The 21,612-nt window shown below is 65.3% G+C and carries 21 protein-coding genes and 1 tRNA gene; 10 read left to right on the forward strand and 12 right to left on the reverse strand.

What is annotated here, in order from left to right:
* Positions 1-35: 35 nt before the first annotated feature.
* The 4 genes from AC3WUT_RS21370 to AC3WUT_RS21385 form a co-directional block, all read right to left on the reverse strand.
* Positions 36-1,394, reverse strand: a complete 1,359-nt coding sequence (locus AC3WUT_RS21370; RefSeq protein WP_492349104.1) for a carbohydrate porin — start codon at positions 1,392-1,394, stop codon at positions 36-38.
* Between the two features lie 330 nt (positions 1,395-1,724).
* On the reverse strand, positions 1,725-2,171 hold the full coding sequence (locus AC3WUT_RS21375; RefSeq protein ID WP_492349105.1) for a carboxymuconolactone decarboxylase family protein: 447 nt from the start codon (positions 2,169-2,171) through the stop codon (positions 1,725-1,727).
* A 90-nt stretch (positions 2,172-2,261) separates the two neighbouring features.
* Positions 2,262-3,668, reverse strand: coding sequence for an MFS transporter (locus AC3WUT_RS21380; RefSeq protein ID WP_492349106.1), 1,407 nt, complete (start codon positions 3,666-3,668; stop codon positions 2,262-2,264).
* Positions 3,665-4,210 carry a hypothetical protein gene (locus tag AC3WUT_RS21385; RefSeq protein ID WP_492349107.1) on the reverse strand — a complete coding sequence of 182 codons (546 nt, stop codon included), beginning with the start codon at positions 4,208-4,210 and terminating at the stop codon, positions 3,665-3,667. Before AC3WUT_RS21385 ends, AC3WUT_RS21380 begins: the two co-directional genes overlap by 4 nt.
* 150 nt (positions 4,211-4,360) lie before the next feature.
* On the opposite strand from AC3WUT_RS21385, the gene AC3WUT_RS21390 reads away from it, so the two are divergent.
* Positions 4,361-5,266, forward strand: coding sequence for a LysR family transcriptional regulator (locus AC3WUT_RS21390; RefSeq protein ID WP_492349108.1), 906 nt, complete (start codon positions 4,361-4,363; stop codon positions 5,264-5,266).
* Positions 5,267-5,402: 136 nt separating this feature from the next.
* Here the strand turns inward: AC3WUT_RS21390 and AC3WUT_RS21395 are convergent.
* Positions 5,403-5,476, reverse strand: a tRNA-Gly gene (locus AC3WUT_RS21395).
* Positions 5,477-5,703: 227 nt separating this feature from the next.
* Here AC3WUT_RS21395 and AC3WUT_RS21400 point away from each other — a divergent pair.
* The 7 genes from AC3WUT_RS21400 to AC3WUT_RS21430 all read left to right on the forward strand — a co-directional run bounded on the left by AC3WUT_RS21400 (position 5,704) and on the right by AC3WUT_RS21430 (position 13,407).
* Positions 5,704-6,165 (forward strand): type IV pilin protein, encoded by a 462-nt coding sequence (locus AC3WUT_RS21400; protein ID WP_492349109.1) that lies wholly within the window; start codon positions 5,704-5,706, stop codon positions 6,163-6,165.
* A gap of 26 nt (positions 6,166-6,191) precedes the next feature.
* The gene (locus tag AC3WUT_RS21405) at positions 6,192-6,800 is read left to right on the forward strand and encodes a GspH/FimT family pseudopilin (RefSeq protein ID WP_492349110.1); all 609 of its coding nucleotides are present in this window, start codon (positions 6,192-6,194) and stop codon (positions 6,798-6,800) included.
* Complete coding sequence (locus AC3WUT_RS21410; RefSeq protein ID WP_492349111.1) at positions 6,784-7,257, forward strand: type IV pilus modification PilV family protein; 474 nt, start codon at positions 6,784-6,786, stop codon at positions 7,255-7,257. Before AC3WUT_RS21405 ends, AC3WUT_RS21410 begins: the two co-directional genes overlap by 17 nt.
* Positions 7,254-8,423 carry a PilW family protein gene (locus AC3WUT_RS21415; protein WP_492349112.1) on the forward strand — a complete coding sequence of 390 codons (1,170 nt, stop codon included), beginning with the start codon at positions 7,254-7,256 and terminating at the stop codon, positions 8,421-8,423. Before AC3WUT_RS21410 ends, AC3WUT_RS21415 begins: the two co-directional genes overlap by 4 nt.
* Positions 8,417-9,082, forward strand: a complete 666-nt coding sequence (locus AC3WUT_RS21420) for a pilus assembly PilX family protein (RefSeq protein ID WP_492349113.1) — start codon at positions 8,417-8,419, stop codon at positions 9,080-9,082. The genes AC3WUT_RS21415 and AC3WUT_RS21420 overlap by 7 nt, the downstream gene beginning before the upstream one ends.
* A gap of 56 nt (positions 9,083-9,138) precedes the next feature.
* Positions 9,139-12,861 (forward strand): pilus assembly protein, encoded by a 3,723-nt coding sequence (locus AC3WUT_RS21425; protein WP_492349114.1) that lies wholly within the window; start codon positions 9,139-9,141, stop codon positions 12,859-12,861.
* Positions 12,862-12,933: 72 nt separating this feature from the next.
* Positions 12,934-13,407 carry a RidA family protein gene (locus tag AC3WUT_RS21430; RefSeq protein ID WP_492349115.1) on the forward strand — a complete coding sequence of 158 codons (474 nt, stop codon included), beginning with the start codon at positions 12,934-12,936 and terminating at the stop codon, positions 13,405-13,407.
* 45 nt (positions 13,408-13,452) lie between these two features.
* Here AC3WUT_RS21430 and AC3WUT_RS21435 read toward each other — a convergent pair whose 3' ends face one another.
* The 3 genes from AC3WUT_RS21435 to AC3WUT_RS21445 all read right to left on the reverse strand — a co-directional run bounded on the left by AC3WUT_RS21435 (position 13,453) and on the right by AC3WUT_RS21445 (position 15,049).
* Positions 13,453-13,776: a type II toxin-antitoxin system HicB family antitoxin gene (locus tag AC3WUT_RS21435; RefSeq protein ID WP_492349164.1), complete on the reverse strand. Its 324-nt coding sequence runs from the start codon at positions 13,774-13,776 to the stop codon at positions 13,453-13,455.
* Positions 13,777-13,781: 5 nt separating this feature from the next.
* Positions 13,782-14,036 (reverse strand): type II toxin-antitoxin system HicA family toxin, encoded by a 255-nt coding sequence (locus AC3WUT_RS21440; protein WP_492349116.1) that lies wholly within the window; start codon positions 14,034-14,036, stop codon positions 13,782-13,784.
* Positions 14,037-14,128: 92 nt separating this feature from the next.
* Positions 14,129-15,049 carry a pseudouridine synthase gene (locus AC3WUT_RS21445; RefSeq protein WP_492349117.1) on the reverse strand — a complete coding sequence of 307 codons (921 nt, stop codon included), beginning with the start codon at positions 15,047-15,049 and terminating at the stop codon, positions 14,129-14,131.
* Between the two features lie 185 nt (positions 15,050-15,234).
* Here AC3WUT_RS21445 and AC3WUT_RS21450 point away from each other — a divergent pair, with 185 nt between their 5' ends.
* Both AC3WUT_RS21450 and pdxH read left to right on the forward strand, forming a co-directional pair.
* Entirely contained in the window at positions 15,235-16,458 is a 1,224-nt protein-coding gene (locus tag AC3WUT_RS21450) for an MFS transporter (protein WP_492349118.1), read from the forward strand.
* Between the two features lie 72 nt (positions 16,459-16,530).
* Positions 16,531-17,187, forward strand: coding sequence for a pyridoxamine 5'-phosphate oxidase (gene pdxH, locus AC3WUT_RS21455; protein WP_273422345.1), 657 nt, complete (start codon positions 16,531-16,533; stop codon positions 17,185-17,187).
* Between the two features lie 3 nt (positions 17,188-17,190).
* Here pdxH and AC3WUT_RS21460 read toward each other — a convergent pair whose 3' ends face one another.
* The 4 genes from AC3WUT_RS21460 to msrA all read right to left on the reverse strand — a co-directional run bounded on the left by AC3WUT_RS21460 (position 17,191) and on the right by msrA (position 21,558).
* Positions 17,191-18,141 (reverse strand): AEC family transporter, encoded by a 951-nt coding sequence (locus AC3WUT_RS21460; RefSeq protein ID WP_492349119.1) that lies wholly within the window; start codon positions 18,139-18,141, stop codon positions 17,191-17,193.
* A 105-nt stretch (positions 18,142-18,246) separates the two neighbouring features.
* On the reverse strand, positions 18,247-20,391 hold the full coding sequence (locus tag AC3WUT_RS21465) for a TonB-dependent receptor (protein ID WP_492349120.1): 2,145 nt from the start codon (positions 20,389-20,391) through the stop codon (positions 18,247-18,249).
* 94 nt (positions 20,392-20,485) lie between these two features.
* Positions 20,486-20,941 (reverse strand): hypothetical protein, encoded by a 456-nt coding sequence (locus tag AC3WUT_RS21470; protein ID WP_492349121.1) that lies wholly within the window; start codon positions 20,939-20,941, stop codon positions 20,486-20,488.
* An 83-nt stretch (positions 20,942-21,024) separates the two neighbouring features.
* The gene (gene msrA / locus AC3WUT_RS21475; protein WP_492349122.1) at positions 21,025-21,558 is read right to left on the reverse strand and encodes a peptide-methionine (S)-S-oxide reductase MsrA; all 534 of its coding nucleotides are present in this window, start codon (positions 21,556-21,558) and stop codon (positions 21,025-21,027) included.
* Between the last annotated feature and the right edge of the window lie 54 nt (positions 21,559-21,612).

Here is a 21,612-nt window from a genome sequence, read left to right on the forward strand (position 1 = left end):
TGAGCGTAGGGGGCTGCGTCAGCCCCTCAGGAACCTCAGAACTCGGCGTGCAGGCGCACGGACCCCACATTGACCGGACCGCGGTCAGCGTTGTAGGCCGGGTTGCTGATGCGCTGGTAATCGAGCGACACCCACAGATTCTTGTGCACGTTCATGTTGTAGTACAGCTCAACCAGGGTTTCAGGCTTGTAGCGCAAGGCACCATCGCCGATGAAGAACGAGATGCCGCCAGCCGCCAGGTAGGTACGCCGATCGGCCGACAGCATGTTGCGCGCAAACATAAAACCCACCGTGTCCTGCGCCCGGCCCCAGGCCTTGCCCGAACTGGCGTAGCCGGTCGAGAACGAGGCATCGGCCTCGGCAAAGGCATAGGTCTCGGTCTTGCCATCGGCCTTCATAGCCCGCATGAACACACCGGATTCGGGGTTGATGGCCTGCTCGATGTTCAGGCCCAGGCCATACTTGGTCTGCTCGGGCCCGCGGACTGCAGCAATCCATTGCTTGTCGGCGGCACCCGGGTTGGCCTGCCCGTAGGCCAGTGCGGTATCGTAACGGGCCAGTTGCGCCCGGGCACGCCAAGCCAGCACCCGGACCTTGCCGGGCTGCCCTGCCAATTCGTGCGCATGCTCCACTTCAAACTGATCGCCGTAGTGCTTGAAGATGCGCAGGTCCACCGGCTGCCCGTTGGGTGTGGTCGGGCCGGTCATGCGGCCGGCGCGCAAGACCCACGTGCCCTGGTACCACTCCAGCGCCGCGCCCCAGCCAAAGCCACGTGCGTCGGCCGCGTAGTCGTACGAGGTGTGCGACATGCCCGACCAGTTCATGAACTGGGTGCGCGGGTCTTTGGCATAGGCGTTGTCATCAAACACGTCGAGGGTCGAGAAATTACCGGCGGTCAGCACCCAGCGGTTGCGATCCACCGTGCCGGCCATCTGATCGACCGCCGCGTCCACCTTCTCCTGCCCGCCACCCTGGTTCCAGGTCTGCCGCAAAAACAGCTTTTGTCGGTACAGCGTGGGGTTGGTACCACTGACGCGCGTGGCCTCACCGTTGGTGAAGCCGCCCAGGCCCGTGAGGGCTGACAAAGGCAGGCCTTGGGTGATCTCGGGCACAAAGTAGAACTCCCCCCCTTGCCAGGGCTTGAAGCCCAGGTACGCGTCAAAGGTCAGGGTGTAACTGCGCTCTGCCTGAGGGCTCAGGCTGTTGGGACCCGAATAGGCCGCCTGAAAAGCATTCTTCTTCTGCCAGATGTAAGTGCTCTGGAAGCGCGCCATGCTGGATTCGTCGGCGGCGGGCTCCTCAGCGCCTGTGCTGTTGTCGGCCCAGACGGGCAGCGTCACCAAGGTGAAGGCGCTCAGCAAAAGACCAGAAAGATGATTGAAACGAAATTTCACGAACGCATCCGATTTGCAAGACCGCGCAGTATAGGAGGGGAGTCATGACTGCGCTGTGACCAAGGGTTGCCAAAGGTGGCCGTGACCCAAGGAACCCAGACGGACAAACCGGATTGACCTCCTGCACTGCAGCCAGACATGGAAACGGTACAGGCCAGAGGGTGAACAACAAAAAACCCGCAGCCTGAATGAGGTCAGCGGGTTCCGAGGTGGCCTGAGGCCCTGGACTCCAGGCGCGACATGCTGCGCAGCGAAGACGCAGCACGGCGAGCTTGGTGGCGAGCAAGAGGTCGGTCGTGGTCCATTATGTTGGCAAGCAGAATCCCGACCTCACTGACCTCGTATCGGCAGCATGCGGAACGCGATAGCGAATCGGTTCCAGGCGTTGATGGTGGAGACCAGCAGCGTCAGATTGACGAGTTCTGCAGGCGAGAACAGCAGTTTCACCATTTCCCACACCGCATCGGGAACACGTGTGTCAGCCACCCGCGTGACCGCTTCAGTCCAGGCCAGCGCAGCACGCTCACGGTGGTCGAAAAAAGGCGTCTCGGGCCAGACAACCAGTGCGGCCAGGCGCCGCTCACACTCGCCCGCTTTGCGGGCATCCGCAGCGTGCACATCGATACAGTAGGCGCAGCCATTGATCTGCGATGCCCGTAGGCGCACGAGTGCGACGAGCTTAGGCTCGAGTCCTGACTGAGCGACCTGCTGATCCAGGATCCTTAACGCCCTCAATGCGTCGGGGTTGGAGCTGAAGAAGTTGAGACGGGGTTCCATAGGTCCTTCTTGGGTAATGGCGAGGATGCTTGTTCGATTAACGCGCCGTCGGTGGATGCCCCGGAAGGAGCGAGGTTGGCGACTCTTCTGTCAGGCCCTGGCCCTGACATGCAGAACGCTGATGAGGCCTGCGGCCAGGGTCAGGGCTGATCCGATGCCCAGTCCGAGCCGCGGTGCGGATCCTGTGGAGGCCAGGGTGAACAGCAGGCTCATGGCGACACCGCCCGCCGTCTGCCCAGCCAGCCGCGCCGTAGCCTGCATGCCGCCAGCGGCGCCGGCTCTCTCCTGGGGGGCCGATAGGAACATGTTGCGGTTGTTGGGGACCTGGAACAGACCGAAGCCCAGCCCGCAAAGCATGGTCAGCGGCACCAGTTGCCATGCGCTGCCTTGCGATGGCCAAAGAGCCGCAGCAGCCAGAGCGACCGCGAGACAGACGCCTCCGGCGGCGCACAGCCAGCCTGTCGACACCCGGTCGGCTAAGCGGCCTGCCACCGGGCCTGTGATCGCGACCGTCAGCGGCCAGGGTGTCATGTAAATCCCGGTCATCAGCGTGTTCTGCCCGAGGCTGTGCTGCAGGTGGAAGGGCAAAGCCAGCAGCCCCATGGTCATGCCGGAGAAGCAGCACACCGAGGCAATCACCGAGGTGCAGAACGAGCCCGAGCGCAGCAGGTCCAGCGGCATCAATGGGGCGGCCTTTGGCATTTCCCGGCGAACCAGCGCCACCAGACCGGCCATGGCGCCTCCGAGCAGGCCGGCAGCCAGCATGGAGCGCTCCACCAGCACCTCGGCACCAATCACCAAACACGCCAGGGCCGCAGCATTCAGCGCCACGCTGATCCGGTCCAATGGTCGGGCTGTGCCGGCCAGATCGGGCAATGCGCGGCTTGCCAGCAAGACCATGGCGCCCAATGGCAGGTTGACTGCGAACAGCCAGGGCCAGCTCGCGTTTGACAGGATCAGCGCGCCGAGGGTTGGCCCGGACGCCGAAGACAGCGCCACGGCCAGCGCGTTCCAGCCGATGGCGGCGCCGAGCTGGCTTTGCGGCACAGCCAGACGCAGCAGGGCGATGCCCAGCGCCATGATCGCAGCAGACCCAAGGCCCTGCAGGAATCGCGCCGCGACCAGCCATTCGAGGGTCGGAGCCAGCGCGCAAAGGCCTGACGCCACGGTGAACAGCGCGACGCCCAGCGCAAAGACGTGCCTGAAGCCCTGGCTCTCACCCAGCGCGGCGCACGGCAGCAAGCCCATGACCAAGGCAGCCTGATAGGCCGTGATGATCCAGACTGACCTGGCCGGGGTGATGTTGAGAGATTGCGCCATGGACGGCAGTGCCACGTTGACGATGGCGGCGTCGAGCACAGCCAACACCATGGCAGCCAACACGGCAGCAATCGCGGCCTGACGCCTGGGTGCCGGCAGGGGCCGTCTGGCGTCCTCTTTGGGCTGCGGCATGTCCACTGCCTGCTGCTTCCTGGCTGGCGTTTGGAGCGGCTTCACAGCACCCTCGCGGTCCAAGCGCCGTCGTGTTCGGCGTAGCGCGTGACGCGATGGGCCTCGCTCTCCTCCTTCTTCAGGTCACGCTCGGTGAAGCGGAACAGCAGGGCCGGGCCGCTCACGCAGCGCGTGTCGTGGATGTCACCAGGCAGGTAGACCTGAACCTGCCCCGGGCGGACCCGCGTCGTGCCGCGCTTGACCAGGCGCACACTGCCGTCCGGATGTGTTAGCCGCGCATAGGTGCCCATCTCGATCTCACCCTGTTGGATTGCATAGATGACCCAGCCCTGGCCATGGTCGTGGGGTGGCCGGTACAAGCCGGCAGTTTCTGTGTGAGCCAGCAGCACAAAGCCATGCTCGGCATCGCGGTGCAGTTCCTTGTTTGCCGGCGCCTGCCGGTGCAGTTCGGCCAGCCAATCTTCGCTGGTCGGCGCTTGGACCAAGTCCTCCAGATGCGCCTTGCAGGCGGCGACGACTTCGGTGCTGAGCGGCCCCCAGACCGAGCGGATACCGTCGATGCTGGTTTCCAGGGTGTTGCGGGTCATGTGAATCTCCTTCGGTTCCGCTGGGACGACCACCGCCCCAGCACATAGGTCGAAAGATAGAGATTCACGAGACATGGCGGAAGGCGCATGATCTGCACTTGATAGTTGCGTGGGACGCCATATCAACCTCAACCAATTTGGAGCTTCGCCTTGACTCGACCCGATCTCAACCTGCTGTACACGATGGAGGTGCTGCTGGCCGAAGGCAACGTAGCGCGCGCTGCCCGTCGTTTGAAGCTGAGCCCATCGGCGATGAGTCGTGCTCTGGCCAGGCTGCGCGAAGCCACCGGTGACCCACTGCTGGTGCGGGCCGGACGCGGCATGGTGGCGTCCCCGCGAGCGCTGGAGCTGCGTGAGTCCATCGGGCAACTGGTCCAGGATGCTCAGGCTGCGCTTCGGCCCATCGGACAGCTCGATCCGGCGCAGCTCGAGCGCACCTTCACCCTGCGGGCCAGCGAGGGTTTCGTCGAGAATTTCGGTGCCGGACTGTTGGCGCGGATCGCTGCAGAAGCTCCCGGCGTGCGCCTGCATTTCCTGCACAAGCTCGACAAGGACAGCGGCCCCCTGCGTGACGGCTCAGTCGATCTGGAGACCGGCGTGGTGGACCAGCTCGTCGGGCCGGAAGTGCGCGCGCAGGCTCTGTTCCGGGATCGCTACATCGGCGTCGTGCGCCAGGGCCATCCACTCTGCGAAGGAGAACTGACCGCAGCCCGGTTTGCAGCAGCCCGTCATGTCCATATCTCTCGGCGCGAGGGCGACAAGGGGCCCGTCGATGCAGCCTTAGCGGGCTTGGGGCTGGCCCGTCACATCAACACGGTGGTGGGAGGCTTTGCGGCAGCGCTAGCCCTGGTCCGTGCCTCGGATCTGGTCGCCTGTGTCCATGAACGTCACACTGGCGTGTTGTACGCAGGCCTGCACCCACTTGAGCTGCCGCTGCCATTGGCGCCGTTCTCGGTCTCCTTGCTTTGGCACCCTCGGCTTGAGGCGGACCCCGCCCATCGCTGGCTTCGCGCCTGTGTCCGCTCCACGTGCGCGCTACCGACGCCAGCGGCGTGATGCCATTCATGCACGTACCAACAAAGTGTTGAGATGTGATGGTATGGCTTGAGGTTACGTGAGACAACAAAAAACCCGCTGCCAGAGGGAGGTCAGCGGGTTCTGAGGTGGCCTGAGGCCGTGTGAGACAGGAATCTGGAGCGGGTGAAGGGAATCGAACCCTCGTATGAAGCTTGGGAAGCTGCCGTTCTACCATTGAACTACACCCGCGGCAGGCAAGATTATAGAGGCATAACAGGGGCTTCAAGACCACATTGGGCCGGTGACAGGGCCGCCGTCACGGTGGAACTGCATCGGCCCGTAAAGCGCCTGCAACACACCACAAACGATTCGTAAAATCAGGTATCGACCCGGGTACATGGCGCGCTCAGGAGGTGGAACCGCTTTTAATCGCAGCCAGCAGGACGTTTTCTCTTGCTGTCCCCACTGGCCTGCCCATGCCCCGCCGTACCACTGATCTCCTGCCATTGCGCCGCCTCCAGGGCTTCACATTGATCGAATTGATGATTGCGGTGGCCGTCGTGGCCATCCTGTCAGCCATTGCGTTGCCGGCTTATGTCTACTACATCCAGCGCTCGCGCATCCCTGAGGCCACAGCCGCTCTGGCGGCCAAGCAGGTGGCCATGGAGCAATTGTTCCAGGACAGCCGAAGCTATTTCGCGCCCAACACCAGTGCCTGCAGCACCAGCGGCATGGCCAGCAGCAGCTATTTCACCTACGCCTTCAGCACCTGCACCACGTCGACCTATGTGCTGAGTGCCAGCGGCAACGCTGGCACCAACATGGCGGGTTTCACCTTCACCATCGACCAGAGCGGCAACCGGGCCACCACCTCGGTGCCCACCGGCTGGACCACCTCCACCACCTGCTGGGTCACCGCCAAGGGAGGGCGATGCTGATGGAGGTGGGTCGCAAGCCGCCCTCCATGCGAGGTGTCACCTTGATCGAGTTGATGGTGGCACTGGCCATTCTCGGCATCAGCCTCTTGATGGTGATCCCAGCCTTTTCAAGCTGGTTGCGCAATGCCCAGGTGCGCAGCCAGGCCGAGAACCTGCAGAGCGGGCTGCAGATGGCGCGCGCCGAGGCCGTTCGCCGCAACACCGCCGTGCGGCTGCAGCTCACCAGCGACCTCAGCGACAGCTGCACCCTGGTCAGCGCCAGCACCCAATGGGTGATCAACCTGGGCAGCAGCATCAGCCCGGCCTCGCACTGCGCCAGCGCCATCAGCGACAGCACGAGCCCCTACCTGCTGCAACGCAGCGCCGGCAGCAGTTCTTTGAGCAACGCGCTGATCACGGCCAGCCAGAGCACCCTGGCCTTCGACAGCCTGGGCCGTCTTGCCGCCACCACCAACCCGACCACCACGGTCAGCGCCAATGTGACTTTCCAGGTCACCGCCCCAAGCGGCACCTGCATGGCCGCATCAGGCGACACCCGGTGCCTGAACCTGGTGGTCAGTCCCGGCGGGCAGATCCGCCTGTGTGACCCGAGCCTGAGCAGCACTCAGGCCGCCGACCGTGCGCGCGCCTGCTGAACATCGGCCGTCGCGGCCCGCCAAGGCGCGGGGATCGGCTCTGATTGAATCGCTGGTGGCCGTGCTGCTGTTTTCGGTCGGCCTGCTCGGCCTGGTGGGCATGCAGGCTGGCGCGGTACAGCAGGCCAGCCAAGCCGAATACCGCAGCATGGCCAGCCTGCTGGCCAACGCCGCGGCCAGCCAGATGTGGGCCAGCGACCGCACAGCCACCACGCTGCAAACCCAGTTCGCCAGCCCCAGCGGCAGCGCCTATGCGCTGTGGCTGGCGCAGGTGCAGGCCAGCGGTCTGCCCGGCATCTCGTCGGCCAACAGCACCTTGCCCACCATCAGTTTCAGCACACTGGCCGGTGGCGGCAGCAGCAGCACGGCGCGCAGCCAGGCCACCATCACCGTCTTCTGGCGAGGCCCAGCCGACACCCAATCCCACCAACTGGTGACGCTGGTGCAATTGAAATGACAGCGCCCTCGTTCAACGCAAAGCCCAGACCGCTGCGCCAGCGTGGCTTTGGTCTCATCGAGGTGATGGTTGGCATACTCATCGGGCTGGCTGCCGTGATCGTGATGATGCGCCTGATGCTGGATTCCGACACCGCGCGCCGCGCCACCGCAGGCGGCAACGACGCCCTGCTGAACGCCACTGTGGCGTTGTATGGCCTGGAGCGGGACGTGCGCAGTTCGGGCTATGGCGTCAATGCTTTCGCCATCCTCGGCTGCAGCCTCAGCTACACCAGCACCCAGGACAGTGCCACCGTCAGCCTGCCCTTGGCCCCCGCGACCATCAACCCGGCGACCAGCCTGGTGCCAGCGGGCGACAGCAACACCGACACCCTGCTGGTGGTCGCCACCAGCACCAATGGCTCTTCCGAAGGCGATGCCCTGATCGCCACCTCGGTCGCGGGCACTTACCAGGTCACGTCGCCGGGCAGCTTTGCCGTCGGCGACTACGTGGTCGCCCAGAACAGCACCCGCCCCAGCCCCTGCACCCTGCCACTCAACAAGGTCAGCGCGATTGACAGCAGCACCGCCAAGCTGACGGTCGCCAACAACACGGTGGGGCTGGGCGCGGGCAGCCTGGTCTTCAATCTGGGCAAGGCGCTGTCCATCCATGCCTATGCCGTGCGCAACGGCAATCTCACCCAGTGCGACTACCTGCGCTACAACTGCGGCAGCAGCAGCTACACCAGCAGCCTGGACAGCACGGTGTGGGTGCCTGTGGCTAGCAATGTGGTGGCGCTGCGCGCCCAATACGGGCGCGACACCAGCACCGTACTGATGGACGGCACGCTCGACACCTACGACCAGACAACCCCTGGCAGCAGTGCAGACACCAGTGGCCTGAACCTTTACTGTGCCTGGTCACGCGTGCTCACCCTGCGCATGGCGGTGGTAGCGCGCAGCCCGCAGTACGACAAGACCCTGCCCACCAGCAGTGCCCCGGTTTGGGACGGCAGCACGGTCAGCACCAGCGCCCCCACCAACCCCAGCGCGGCCCCGATCGTGCTCAGCGGGCTCACCGACTGGACGGCATACCGCTACCGCCAGGCCAGCACCGTGGTGCCTCTGCGCGACATGATCTGGTCAGGTTCGCAGATCAACTACCAAGGCGGGACCACCGGATGCTGAAGCACACCCGTCAGGCGCACCGCCCCACCCGTGGCGTGGCTTTGATCATGGCGCTGATCGTGCTGGTGGCACTGACTCTGGGCGCCCTGGCACTCACACGTTCGGTCTACACCGCCAATCAGATTGCCGGCAACCTGGCCTTCCAGCAGGCGGCCACCCACTCGGCCGACGAAGGTGTGGAGGCCGCCATTGCCTGGCTGGAGAACAACAACGGCCAAAGCACCAGCACCACGGCCAGTACCTGTTCCACCTCGGTTGGCACCACCGTGCTGGCCTGCGACCAGACCGCCTACGGCTATCTGGCCACGCGGCAAGACCCTGGAACCAGCCAAAGTTGGGCCGACTTCTGGAGCGCCACGCTCGACAGTTCATCGCTCAAGCTCAGCACCGACCCTGCCGGCAACACGGTGGCCTATGTGATTCATCGCCTGTGCAGTGCAACCGGCGACGCCAGTTCGACGAGTGTGGACTGCACCCAATCGCCCAACGCCAACTCGGGCACCTGCTCCGGGGGCAGCAGTTGCGACTCGCAAAAAATCAACCTCAAGAGCAGTGGCGGCAGCGGCCTGAACGGCAGCCAGGTGTACTACCGCATCACGGTACGGGTCAGCGGGCCCCGCGGCACGCAAAGCCTTGTCCAGGTCGTCGTGGCACTGTAGACGTCTGCCGCCTGCCGAGCTCATTTCGCCCTCACCTTCAACCCGGAAACAGCCCCATGCGCAGCCCTCGCCATGCACTGACGCTTTTGCTGGTCGCGGCCCTGTCGCCCCTGAGCCAGGCCACCGTGACCGATCTGGCCACCAGCCCGCTGGAGACCGCCAGCCCTGGTCAGGTCAAGCCCAACATCCTGTACGTGCTCGATGACTCGGGCAGCATGGACTACGCCTACCTGCCCGACTGGGCCAGCACCAACACCGCGGCCCTGTTCCGCAACAGCCGCTACAACGGGTTGTACTACAACGCGGCGGTCACCTACAGCCCACCGGTGTACTACGACGGCAGCAGTTACCCCAGCATGAGCTCAAGCAACACCAGCACCTGGAGCAAGGTACCCGACGATGGCTTTGGTGTGCAAAGTACCTCCACCAGCAACCTGGTTGGCAACGCCTATTTCTACACCTTCGTGGCAGGCGAGTACTGCAGCGATGTGCATCAGGCCACCTGCGCCACCCTCAGTGCCGCCACCACGGCCTATCCCTACCCGGCCTATGTACGCTGGTGTTCGGACACCGCGCTAAGCGACTGCCAGGTCACCTATGTCAACACCGCACCCACGGGTGGCAAGACCTACACCCAACTGCGCTACCCTACGCTGAGCTACAAGTCGGGCACCAGTACGGTCACCGTGCCAGGCTCCAACATCCTCACCAGCATCGTCACGGGCACCACGTCGTACAGCTACCCCGGCACCACGGCCAAGTCGGCCACCCGCACCGACTGCGCCAGCACCACGTGCACCTATGCCGAGGAGATGACCAACTACGCCAACTGGTGGGCTTACTACCACACCCGCATGCAGATGATGAAGACCGCCGCCACCCAGGCCTTCAGCACTCTGGGCACCAGCTACCGCCTGGGCTACATGAGCATCAACAACAACACCGGCTCTGACTTTCTCAACCTGGCCGACCTGACCACCGGCAGTAGTGGACAGAAGGCCGCGTGGTTCAGCAAATTCACCAAGGCCAAGCCCAGCAGCAGCACCCCGTTGCGCACCGCCCTGAGCAAGGCCGGGCGCTACTACGCCGGCAAGCTCAGCAGCATCAACAACGTGAGCGCCACCGACCCGATGCAGTACGCCTGCCAGCGCAACTACACCATCCTCTCGACCGACGGCTACTGGAATGAGACGGCTGACCCCACACGCATCGACGGCAGCACCGCAATCGGCGACCAGGACGGCAGCGCCACCCGACCCTACCTGGACCCCAACGCCACCGCCAACACCCTGGCCGATGTGGCTTACTACTACTACAACACCGACCTGCGGGCCTCCGCCTACAGCAACACCCTGAGCGCCAGCGGTGTCGATGTCGCGAGCAACAGCGTGGCCGACGGGCAGCAGCGCATGTACACCTCCACACTGGGCCTGGGGGCCTCGGGCTACATGCTGTTTCAGGAGGGCTACACCTCGCTGACCTCGGGCGACTACTACGATGTCAGCGTGGGCACCACGGCCAGCACCACCAATGCCGGCAATGGCATCTGCAGCTGGCAGACCTCGGGCAGTTGCGGCTGGCCCAAACCCACCAACAACACCCAGACCACCATTGACGACCTGTGGCACGCCGCCGTCAACGGCCGCGGCGTGTACTACAGCGCCAGCAATGCCAGCAACCTGAAGACCGGGCTCAGCACCTTTCTGTCCTCCGTGCAGGCTGCCACCTCGAACTCGGCCACGGCCACTACCAGCACACCCAACGTCACGTCGAGCGACAACTACGTCTTCAAATCCACCTTCCGCTCGGTTGACTGGTACGGCGAGCTGGCCCGTTACACCATCGACGTCAGCACCGGCGCCCTGTCGAGCTACGTCGACTGGTCTGAATCGGGCACCGTCAACAGCGCCGCCAGCACGGCAGCCACCCCGCTGTACGACAACCTGACTGCCGCTTCACGCAGCATTTACACCTACAACGCCACCACGGGCGCCCTGCAGCCCTTCACCTGGGCGTCGCTCACCACAGCCCAGAAGGCCTACTTCCAGATCACGGGCGGGGCGATATCGGGCCTTTCGCAGCTGTGCACCAGCGGCACGCTGTGCATCGCCAGCGCCTCGCAGGTGGACAGCACCACCGCCGGCACCAGTACCGGCGCCGGCGGCATCAACCTGGTCAACTTTCTGCGGGGTGACCGCAGCAATGAATCCAGCGACGCCAGCAAGTACTACCGAGCCCGAACCCATGCCCTCGGCGATCTGGTCGATTCGGCGCCCGTGTACGTCACCACCCCGCTGTTCAGTTACAAAGATGCTGGCTACGCCGCCTTCAAGGCGGCTCAAAGTTCGCGCCAGGGCATGGTCTACATCGGTGGCAACGATGGCATGCTGCATGCCTTCAATGCCAGCACCGGGGTCGAATCCTGGGCCTACATCCCGTCCATGCTGCTGCCCAATCTATACAAGCTGGCAGACAAGAACTACAGCAGCAACCACATCAATTACGTCAACGCCACACCCAAGACTGGCGACGCCTACTTCGACAGCGCCTGGCACACAATCCTGATTGGTGGCCTGGGCGGCGGCGGGCGTGGTTTCTACGCGCTCGACATCACCACGCCTGCCTCACCCAGCGTGCTGTGGGAGTTCAGCTACGACACCAGCAAGACCACCGGTTACACCACCGACGCCGACCTGGGCTACTCCTACGGCATCCCGGTGATCACCAAGCTGTCGGACGGCACCTGGGTGGTCATCATCAGCTCGGGCTACAACAATGTGTCACCCGGCACTGGTCATGGCGTCGTCTGGATCCTCAACGCCAAGACCGGCGCCATCATCAAAAAGATCGACACAGGCGCCGGCAGCAGCAGCGCCGCGGTCAGCGGCTGCAGCACCGCGCCCTGCCCGGCCGGCCTGGCACAGCTCAGCGCCTACGTCGACAGCGCCAGCACCAACAACCTGGCCCTGCGCCTGTATGGCGGCGACCTGCTGGGCAATGTCTGGCGCATCGACATCAGTGCCCTGACCGCCGCCAACGCGGCCAGCACCACGGTCACGCCTCAGTTGCTGGCCACCCTGGCCGATGCCAGCAGCACCCGGCAACCTGTCACCACCCGGCCCGAACTCGGCTACAGCAACGGCAACTACCTGGTCTTTGTGGGCACCGGCGAACTGCTGGGCCTGAGCGACCTCACCAGTACCCAGACCCAGTCGATCTACGCCATCAAAGACCCGCTCACCACCTCCACCGCCACCACCGGCCTGTATGGCAGCCCCCGCAGCAACCCCTGCTCCAGCAGCACCAAGACCAACTGCTTCGTGAAGCAGACGCTGAGCGACTCAGGTGGCGTGCGCACGGCCACCAGCACGGTCAGCTACGCGGTGGACCTGGGCACCATGTACGGCTGGTTCGCCGACCTGCCGGAGAGCGGCGAGCGCATGACCACCGACATGGATCTGCAACTCGGCACCCTGGCCTTCACCACCAACATCCCCACCACCAGCACCGGCTGCAGCGTGGGTGGTTCCAGCTACCTGAACTACTTCAGCTACACCACCGGGCTGGCCGTGGGCACCAGCACCAGCACCGGCGTGCTGCTGAGTTCAGGCACCACCACCGGCCTGTCCAGCGGTGTGAGCCTGGTGCGCCTGGCCAACGGCAAAGTGGTGGCCATCACCAATTTGTCGGATGGCACCAGCCAGACCACCACCATCCCCGTGTCCAGCACCAGCACGAGTACCCGCCGGGTGTCGTGGCGCGAGCTCAGCGTGCAATAGCAACAGGCGCAACAGGCACGGCCCACCACCAAGGGTAAGATCCGCCCCACCTTCAGCTCCCCCGCCACCACCATGACCACCCGCCAAGCCCGTTTCGAAGCGGCCTGCGCCCCCTGGGGCGATGCCTTTTCCGGCCCCATCGTGATCGGGGGCAACTACCAGAGCGTGCTGAGCCACGGCGACACGGTGTATGTCAGCGGCCAGGTGCCCCGCGTGGGCACCACGGTGCAGGTCACCGGGCGCGTGGGGGCCGGCACCTCGCTGGAGCAGGCGCGCACCGGCGCCCGCATCAGCGTGCTGCGCGCACTGGCCCTGCTGCAGCAGCAACTGGGCAGCCTGGACCGCATCCAGCAGGTGCTGCGCGTCACCGTGTATGTGCAATGCGCCGACGACTTCACCCAGCACAGCGAGGTGGCCGATGCCGCCTCTGACCTGCTGGTCGAGGTACTGGGGGCCGCCGGCCGCCACACCCGCACCTCGGTGGGGGTGTGGCAACTGCCGAAGAATGCGTCGGTCGAGATCGATCTGGTGGCGGCTCGGGGCTGAACGGGTCCTGCCGCCCATGCTGACGAACGAGTGTCAAAACGAGTGTCAAGCGTGCGCGGCTGTTGCCAGGACCTCTGCTGCCCACTGATTCAAACTCTTGCCCGCGGCCTGGGCGGCAATCAGTGCAGAGCCGTGAACCTCTGGTGGCACCCTCAACATGAGCTTCCCGCTCGCAGGCTTTTGGGGAGGCTTGCCAATTTTTTCGCAGGTTTGAAGGTAATCATCCACCGCCTCGTGGAAAGCCTCCCGAAGTTGAGCCACGCTGTCCGCATGAAAGCTCACCACATCCTGAATACCCAAAAGGCGGCCCACCAGGATGTCATCACGGTCATCAAAATCGATGCGACTGGTATAGCCCCTGTAGATCATGGTGTTCAAGGCGTTACTCCAATGGATTTCAGAAAGTCACGGGCGTCTTCGACTTGGTAGGCCTTGGCCTCCTTGGCAGGGTGTGGGCGATGAAAGCTTGCCACCACTTGGCCGTGCACGAAGCGCACGCGGGACCCACGCCCCTCCACCACAAGGCAACCCACAGCGATCAGAAGCGCTTCAATTTTTGCCCACTCCAAAGTCTTGCTGGTGGGCACTGCAAAAATGGCCGCCAGTGTCTTTGCATGTTTGCCGTTCATGCTTGCAATATTAGCTAGCACTCTAAGGATAACAAACAAGCTACTTGTTAACAATGTGACGAGGCGAACTTTGCCTCGACATCGGATCGCCCTCAGGCCTCCCCCGGCCAGCGCAGCCTCAACCCACTGCGAAACTGACGGGGCTGGCCCGTCACCGGGTCGTCGAAGGCCAGGGCCCGCGCCAGCAGGCGCAGGGGCTGTGAGTAATCGCCCTCGGGCGGGTCGTTCACCACCGGGTAGAAGTGGTCGTCGTGGATGGGTAGGCCCAGCGCATTCATGTGCACCCGCAGTTGGTGGCGCTTGCCCGTGACGGGGCTGAGCTGGTAGAGCGCCAACTCGCCGCGTACCTCCAGCACATCGACCGTGCTGTCAGCATTGGGCTCGCCGGGCACCTCGCAGCAGCGGAAGAACTGCGCCGGGTCTTCCACGATGCGGCTCTGGCGTCGGATCGGAAAGCTCAGTTCGGGCCGCCAGGGCGCCATGGCCTCGTATTGCTTGCTCACCTCCCGTTCGCGGAACAAGGCCTGGTAAGCCCCCCGGCTGGCCGGGTCCACCGAGAACAGCACCAGCCCGGCGGTCTCTCGGTCGATGCGGTGGATGGGTGACAGCGTGGCGATGCCCAGTTGATGCTTCAGGCGCACCAGCAAGGTCTCGTGCAGATAGCGCCCGCCGGGTGTGACCGGCATGAAATGGGGTTTGTCGGCCACCAGCAGATGCTCGTCCTGGTACACCACGCCGACCTCGAAGGGGATTTGCGGCTCGGTGGCCAGCTCACGGTAGTAAAACAAGCGCAGGCTGTGCTCAAAGGGCCGCTCGGGTGTCACCGTCTTGCCGCGCTCACAGACCACGTCACCGCGGGCCATGCGTTCGATCCAGTCCTGCCGGCTGACCTTGGGCAGGCGATGCACCAGAAAATCGAGCAGGGTCGGCCAAGGGCCTGCGGGCACCGCCACACAACTGGGGCTGACCCCCTGGCGAATGGGCAGAACGGCGGGACGGTCAGGCTTGTACATGGGGTGGCAGGTTCGGGGCCCGCGTGGGCAGGGATGGGCAGGGATCGGCGGCCGAACTATAAGCGAGCCCGCAGCCTCGGAACGTGTTGACGGTCTCAGGTCCGCAAACGGCCAGCAAGGCCCCACAGAAGCTGCGAGACTTGCCGTCTGCCCACCCATCCGCTCCTTTTGCACAAGCCCCCTGCATGACCGACGCCAAGCTGCCCGCTGCCTTCAACCGCCTGGCCTGGGCCAACCTGGCCGCCCAGGCCGCCGAACAACTGAGCCTGGCGGCCACGCCCATTGTGGCGGTCACGCTGCTAGGGGCCGGTCCGGGTGAAACCGGGCTTCTCGCCACCTTCCAGACCCTGCCCTTTCTGCTGTTCTCGATCCCGCTGGGCCTGCTGGCCGACCGCGGCTCGCGGCTGCGCCTGATGGTGGGGGCCGAGTTGTTGCGGGCCGTCTCGCTGCTGGCGCTGCTGGGCGCCCTGTTGACGGGGCAGGCCAACCTGCTCTGGCTGCTGGCCATGGGCTTCATCGGGGCCCTGGGCACGGTGGGCTTCAGCGTGGCGGCCCCGGCCCTGGTGCCGTCGCTGGTGCCGGGCAGCGCCCTGGCACGGGCCAACGGACGGCTGGAACTGGCGCGCAGCCTGGCGTATGCGGGGGGCCCAGCCCTGGCGGGCAGCCTGGTGGCCTGGGCCGGCGGCTCGACCGCCTTTGTGGTGGCCGCCGTCGGCTCGGGCCTGGCCGTGGCCTGGATGCGCGGCCTGCACGAGCCCCGCCGCACCCCGGCGCCGCCGCGCCACCCGTGGGCCGAACTGCGCGAGGGCGCCCGCCAGGTGTGGCACCAACCCTTGCTGCGCCCCATCTTCCAGACCGCTGTGATCTGGAACATCGGCTGGTTCGTGCTGCAGGGCACTTATGTGTCTTATGCGGTGCGCCACCTGGGCCTGAACGCGGCCAGCGTAGGGCTGACCCTGGCTGGCTTTGGTGCCGGCATGGTGTGCGGTGCCCTGCTGGCCAGCCGGGTGCTGGCCCGTCTGCCCCTGGGCCGAGCCGTGCAGTTCGGGCCGGCCATGTCGCTGCTGGCCTGCAGCACCCTGGCGGCCACCGTGTGGTGGCCCTCGGCCGCACTGGCCGGGCTCGGCTTTTTTGTGTTTGGCTGCGGGGCCATCATCTGGACCATCAGCTCGACGACGCTGCGCCAGACCGTCACGCCCGGGGCCTTGCTGGGCCGGGTGTCGGCCATCTTTCTGACCGGCAATGCCGGCGCCCGCCCTCTGGGCGCCGCCCTGGGTGGGCTGGTGGGCGCGCATTGGGGCGAATCGGCCTGCCTGGGGCTGGCGGTGCTGGCCTTCGCCTGGCAACTGCTGCTGATCTCGGGGCCGGCCATCAGTCGGCTGCAACGCCTGCCGCCGCAGGAGGTGTGAACACCCTGCGGCCGATGCCCTGCCCCTGTGCTGGGTCAAGCGCAAGGGCCGAGCAGCAGGCAAAATCGGCGCATGAGCAACAAAACCAGCCCCTCGGCGATTGCCGACTTGCGCAAAAGCTACGAGCGCGCAGAACTCAGCGAAGACGCCTCCGAGGCGCAACCCTTGCGCCAATTCGAGAAATGGCTCAACGAGGCCATCACGGGCGAGGTACCCGAACCCAACGCCATGACCCTGGCCACCGTGGGCCACGACCTGCGCCCCAGCACCCGCATCGTGCTGATCAAGGGCTATGACGAACGAGGCATCGTCTGGTACACCAATTACGAAAGCCGCAAAGGGCATGAGTTGGCCGGCAACCCGTTTGCCGCCTTGCAATTCCACTGGGTCGAGTTGGAGCGCGTGGTGCGCATCGAGGGTCGGGTGGAAAAGGTCAGCGATGAGGAAAGCGACGCTTACTTCAACAGCCGGCCGCTGGATTCCCGCATCGGCGCCTGGGCCAGCCCACAAAGCCAGGTCATCAGCGGCCGCAGCGTGCTGGTGGCCAATGCGGCGCGCTATGGCGCACAGTTCATGCTGAAGCCGCCACGCCCGCCGCATTGGGGCGGTTTCAGGCTGGTGCCCGAGCGCTGGGAGTTCTGGCAGGGCCGCAAGAGCCGCCTGCACGATCGCCTGCGCTATCGCCTGGAAGACAACGGCAGCTGGGTTCGCGAACGTCTGGCCCCGTGAGGATCACAGCACGCCGCGCACCAGCAGCATGGCCAGCGGCAGCGTGACCAACCCCATGACGGTGGTCACCGCCACACTGGCGGTGGTCAGTTCCTCGGCCACGCCATACCGCTGCGAAAACAGGTAGACGTTGGCACCAATTGGCAGCCCGGCGGTCACCACCATCACCGCCAGGGGCACGCCCCCCAGACCCAGCAGCCAACCCAGGGCCAGCACCACCGCGGGGTGCAACACGTTTTTCACGCCCGCCATCATCAGCGCCCCCTTGAGGTGGCTGCCCACCGAGCCATAGGCCAGGGTCACGCCCACCAACACCAGGGCGATCGGTCCCATGGCATTGCCCAGCAACTGCAGCGGCTGGTCCAGCAGCGGCGGGATGCTGAGACCGGTCGATCCGAACAGCAAGCCGGCCAGGATGGGCAGCGGAATCGGATGGATGATGCCCTTGCGCAGCGCGCCCCCTACCGTCACCCACACACTGTGCGCCGGGGCCACGCCGCGGCGGGCATCTTCGCGTTGGGCCGCCAGCTCCAGCACGATGTTGCCGGCCGTCAGCAAGACCAGCGAATGCAGTGAAATCAGCGTGAACAGGGTCACCATGCCAGGCTGCCCATAGGCCAGCCCGATCAAGGGAATGCCGATCATGCCGGTGTTGCTGAAGGTACCGGCCAGGGCCAAAACCGCGCCTGTGGGGTTGTAACCCTTCACCGCGATCACCAGCGCATACACCAGACCGGCCGCGCCAAAGTACATGGCGATGGGCTTGAAGTCGAGCTGCCCCAGATGCACCGCACTCATGGTGCGAAACAGCAGGGCGGGCAGCAAGAGCATGAAGACGAGGTTCGACAGGTCACGCACCGCCCCACCGCCAATCCAGCGCCGCCGTCCCGCCACGTAGCCCGTGAGAATGAACAGGACAACGGGCAGCAGGGCAACAACGACAGGATGATTCACGGCAAAACGGTCTGGTGGGCCAAAACACAACGGCCCGCACGCTGCGGGCCGCTATCAAGCCACCGATTGTCGCTGCTTTGGCGCGGGTTGTCTGACAACCAGGACCTAGAACGCGATCTGCAAGCCCACCTTCAGACTGCGCCCGGGCAAGGGCGCCTTGGGGTACGCCGTGGTGGTCAGGATCGAGGTGGCGCTGTAGGCCAGTTGGTTGGTCAGGTTGTCCAGGCGGGCGTACCACAGCATCTGCGTGGTCTGTCCGCCCACACGGGCCGTGGTCTTGTAACTGCCCATGGCGTTCCACAAGGTGTAGGCCGAGGTGGCGCGGCTGTCGCTGGGCACCCGGGATTGGGCGGCCGAGTGGTCAAAGCCACCGCGCACCGACCAGGGCCCGCGCGTCCAGGCCAGCGAAGCCCCCAGGCGGGCCGGGGCGATGCGTGGCAAGGGGTCCAGCGTGTCGGCATTGATGGCCCGCACCAGGTCGCCCCGCAGCAACAGATCCAGTGCCCCGGCGCTGCCACCGGGCTGCAGGCCGCCCGGCCCCATCAGGCGCACGGTGGCGTTGCCCTCCAGCCCGGTGAAACGGGCCCGGATGCCGCTGTAGCGGTATTCGGGGTAGGTGGTCAGGCTGCTGTCGGCAGGGTTGCGTTGACCGTCGGCCGTCAGCTGATCGCCGGTGGCCAACAGACCGATGTAATTGCGAAAGCGCGTCTGATAGGCATTGACGGAGGCCTGATGAGCGCCCTGCTTCCATTGCAGGCCCAGTTCGGCGCTGGTAGAGCGCTCCTTGCCCAGTGAGGAATCCCCGGTTTCCCAGGCCACCGTGGCCATGTGGGGGCCGTTGGCAAACAGTTCGTAGTCCTTGGGGGCCCGCTCGGTGTAGGCCAGATTGCCCGTCATCTGCCAGGCCGGGCTCAGCTTGTACAGGGCCCCCAGCGCCGCACTGTGAGGGTTGAAGCGTCGCTCACCGGATTCGAAGCGTGCGGTCTCTGCACTGCCCAGCGAACGCACGGACACGCTCTCGGTGCGGGCGCCGGCGCTCAGCTTGCCCCAGGACGTCGGCAGTTCCTCATGGATGAACAAGGCCTGGCTGCTGCTGCGGCTCATCGGCGCGAAGGCTTCCTCCCCCAAGGCCGCAAAGCGGCCCGTCTCGGCCTGCAGGCCGATCACGCCGTCCAGGCCCACAAAGCGTTCATGCCGCGCCTCCAGCCGCAAGTCATTGCCCTGATTGGTGAAACGCGTGCCCGCCACACCCGATTCGTACTCGGTGTGGGCGTAGTCGGAATGGCTGAACTGCCCCTTGATCGATTGGATGAAAGCCACCGGGGGGCGCCACTCGCCTTCCAACGCGTAGCGGTTGCTGCGCATGCCGATGGTCACGTTGTCCTCGGCCACCGTGCCGTAGGTGGTCTGGTAGGTGGCCGCCGAGGCGCCCAGGTAACCCTTGTCCCAGAACAGGCTCCCCCCCACCGCCCCGCCCTGCGCGTCGCTGGCGGAGTTGCAGATGCGGCTGGCCTGCGGGCTGGCCCCGGTCTTTTCGCAGGGCAGGCTGACCGGCACGTTGACGTCCCCGGTGCGCCGCTTGAAACCATCCACATGCAGGGCGTAGCGATCGTTGCCGCCTTCCACCATCGCGGCGGCGCTGCGTTCACGGTTGCCGCTGGCCAGGCCCAGGTCGACCTTGCCAGTGACGCCGTCCAGGGCTTCGCGCGGAATGCGGTTGTCGATCACATTGACCACGCCGCCCACGGCGCTGCCACCATATTGAAGGGCCCCCGGCCCACGCAGCACCTCGATGCGGTCCACCGTGATGGGCTCCAGCGGCACGGCATGGTCAAAGCTCAGAGCCGAGGCATCGACGGTGGCACCGCCGTTGTTCAGCACCCGGATGCGGTCTCCATCGAGGCCCCGGATGATGGGTCGGCTGGCATTGGGTCCGAAATAGGTGCTGCTCACACCCGGGGTGCCGTCCAGGGTCTCGCCCAGGGTGCCCCGGGCACGCTCGGTCAGCTCGTCCCGCTGCAAGGAGGTGACCGGCACCACCAGCTCGGAGGCGCCCAGCGGGTTGCCGGTCACGGTCACCTCGCGCAGGCTCGGGCCAGAGCTGCTGCTGGCAGGGGGGTTGGCTTCAGTGCTGCTCTGGGCCTGCGCCAGGGGCACCGAAGCAATCAGGGACAGGCAGGCCAGGTGCAAGAGGCTGGGACGAATGGAAGGCAGGCGCGCCAAACGCGCAGCAGAAGGCAAGGAAGTCATGGCGAATCTCGTTGAAACAGGGTCGGACACATGCCGCGCGCCCCATGGGCAACGCGGCGGGGGCGGCCAGCTTGGCCGCCCGATCAGGCAGACATCAACGAGATAGGGGGGGCGCCCTGGCCTGGCAGCGGGCGGCCGTGGTGGCCACCAGGGTCGCATCCAGCCACCAGGGCAGGAAATGGCTCAGTGCCGGGCCCAGGTCGGCCACGGCAATGGCCTGGGGCGGCGCGTCATGCCCCAACTGGTCAAACACCAGGCAGTCTGCGTCGCCGCTGTGGTGTGAAAAAAGGCGATCCAGCCATTGCTCTGCGCGAACCTGCCCTGGCTCAGCAGCCGCCGTGTCAGGGGTCAGAGCGAGCACAGCCGGCGCAGCTGCAGCGCGCCAGGCCGGGTGGTGGATCCGGTGCATCTGCCCCAACACAGGGGCCAGCACCAGCACCAGAAGCAAGCCCACCCACCCCAGGCGCCGCCCACCCGCGCGCAGCAACGCACCGCACACGTCGGCAAGGCCGGGCGCGGGCATGACTTTCATGGCGGACAGGGAAATCATCTTCACAAAACTGAACTGGGCGGTGACCGGCGCAAACAGCGATTGTGCTGTCGCTCAGTCACGGGATTGTGACAAAAACCAGCTCAACCTTTCAGAAAACGGGCAAAGGTTTTTTGGAACTTGGCCACCTTGGGGCCCACCACAAAGGCGCAATAGCCCTGGCCCGGGTGCTGCTCGAAGTAGTCCTGGTGGTAATCCTCAGCCGGCCAGTAGTTGTCCAGCAGGGCCACCTCCGTGACCACGGGCTGGGGCCAGGTGCCGCTGGCGTTCACGGCAGCCACAAAGGCCTGCGCCTGGGCCAGTTGCGCCGCATCCTCGGCATAGATGCCGCTGCGGTACTGGGTGCCCACATCGTTGCCCTGCCGGTTGAGCGTGGTCGGATCATGGATCGAGAAAAAGATCTGCAGGATCTCGTCCAGCGAAATCACGGCCGGATCGAAGCGCAGGCGCACCACCTCGGCATGGCCGGTGCTACCGCTGCACACCTGCTCATAGCTGGGCTGAACCACCTGGCCATTGCAGTAACCCGACTCCACGTCCAGCACACCGCGCACACGCACGTAGACGGCCTCGGTGCACCAAAAACACCCTCCACCAAGCACGATAGTTTCTGTCATTTTTCCCTCCTAAGTCCTTGTCGCATAAGGATTCACAGCATTTCAGGAACCGAA

It is taken from the genome of Curvibacter sp. EU05-FHT14A10 (genome assembly GCF_058791075.1).

What these genes read in the sequence shown, in the direction of transcription:
- AC3WUT_RS21375 (WP_492349105.1), bottom strand. Translation starts at nt 2,171, where the DNA reads ATGGAACCCCGTCTCAACTTCTTCAGCTCCAACCCCGACGCATTGAGG.
- AC3WUT_RS21385 (WP_492349107.1), bottom strand. Translation starts at nt 4,210, where the DNA reads ATGACCCGCAACACCCTGGAAACCAGCATCGACGGTATCCGCTCGGTC.
- AC3WUT_RS21400 (WP_492349109.1), top strand. Translation starts at nt 5,704, where the DNA reads ATGCCCCGCCGTACCACTGATCTCCTGCCATTGCGCCGCCTCCAGGGC.
- AC3WUT_RS21405 (WP_492349110.1), top strand. Translation starts at nt 6,192, where the DNA reads ATGCGAGGTGTCACCTTGATCGAGTTGATGGTGGCACTGGCCATTCTC.
- AC3WUT_RS21415 (WP_492349112.1), top strand. Translation starts at nt 7,254, where the DNA reads ATGACAGCGCCCTCGTTCAACGCAAAGCCCAGACCGCTGCGCCAGCGT.
- AC3WUT_RS21420 (WP_492349113.1), top strand. Translation starts at nt 8,417, where the DNA reads ATGCTGAAGCACACCCGTCAGGCGCACCGCCCCACCCGTGGCGTGGCT.
- AC3WUT_RS21425 (WP_492349114.1), top strand. Translation starts at nt 9,139, where the DNA reads ATGCGCAGCCCTCGCCATGCACTGACGCTTTTGCTGGTCGCGGCCCTG.
- AC3WUT_RS21430 (WP_492349115.1), top strand. Translation starts at nt 12,934, where the DNA reads ATGACCACCCGCCAAGCCCGTTTCGAAGCGGCCTGCGCCCCCTGGGGC.
- AC3WUT_RS21435 (WP_492349164.1), bottom strand. Translation starts at nt 13,776, where the DNA reads ATGATCTACAGGGGCTATACCAGTCGCATCGATTTTGATGACCGTGAT.
- AC3WUT_RS21440 (WP_492349116.1), bottom strand. Translation starts at nt 14,036, where the DNA reads ATGAACGGCAAACATGCAAAGACACTGGCGGCCATTTTTGCAGTGCCC.
- AC3WUT_RS21445 (WP_492349117.1), bottom strand. Translation starts at nt 15,049, where the DNA reads ATGTACAAGCCTGACCGTCCCGCCGTTCTGCCCATTCGCCAGGGGGTC.
- AC3WUT_RS21450 (WP_492349118.1), top strand. Translation starts at nt 15,235, where the DNA reads ATGACCGACGCCAAGCTGCCCGCTGCCTTCAACCGCCTGGCCTGGGCC.
- pdxH (WP_273422345.1), top strand. Translation starts at nt 16,531, where the DNA reads ATGAGCAACAAAACCAGCCCCTCGGCGATTGCCGACTTGCGCAAAAGC.
- AC3WUT_RS21465 (WP_492349120.1), bottom strand. Translation starts at nt 20,391, where the DNA reads ATGACTTCCTTGCCTTCTGCTGCGCGTTTGGCGCGCCTGCCTTCCATT.
- AC3WUT_RS21470 (WP_492349121.1), bottom strand. Translation starts at nt 20,941, where the DNA reads ATGATTTCCCTGTCCGCCATGAAAGTCATGCCCGCGCCCGGCCTTGCC.
- msrA (WP_492349122.1), bottom strand. Translation starts at nt 21,558, where the DNA reads ATGACAGAAACTATCGTGCTTGGTGGAGGGTGTTTTTGGTGCACCGAG.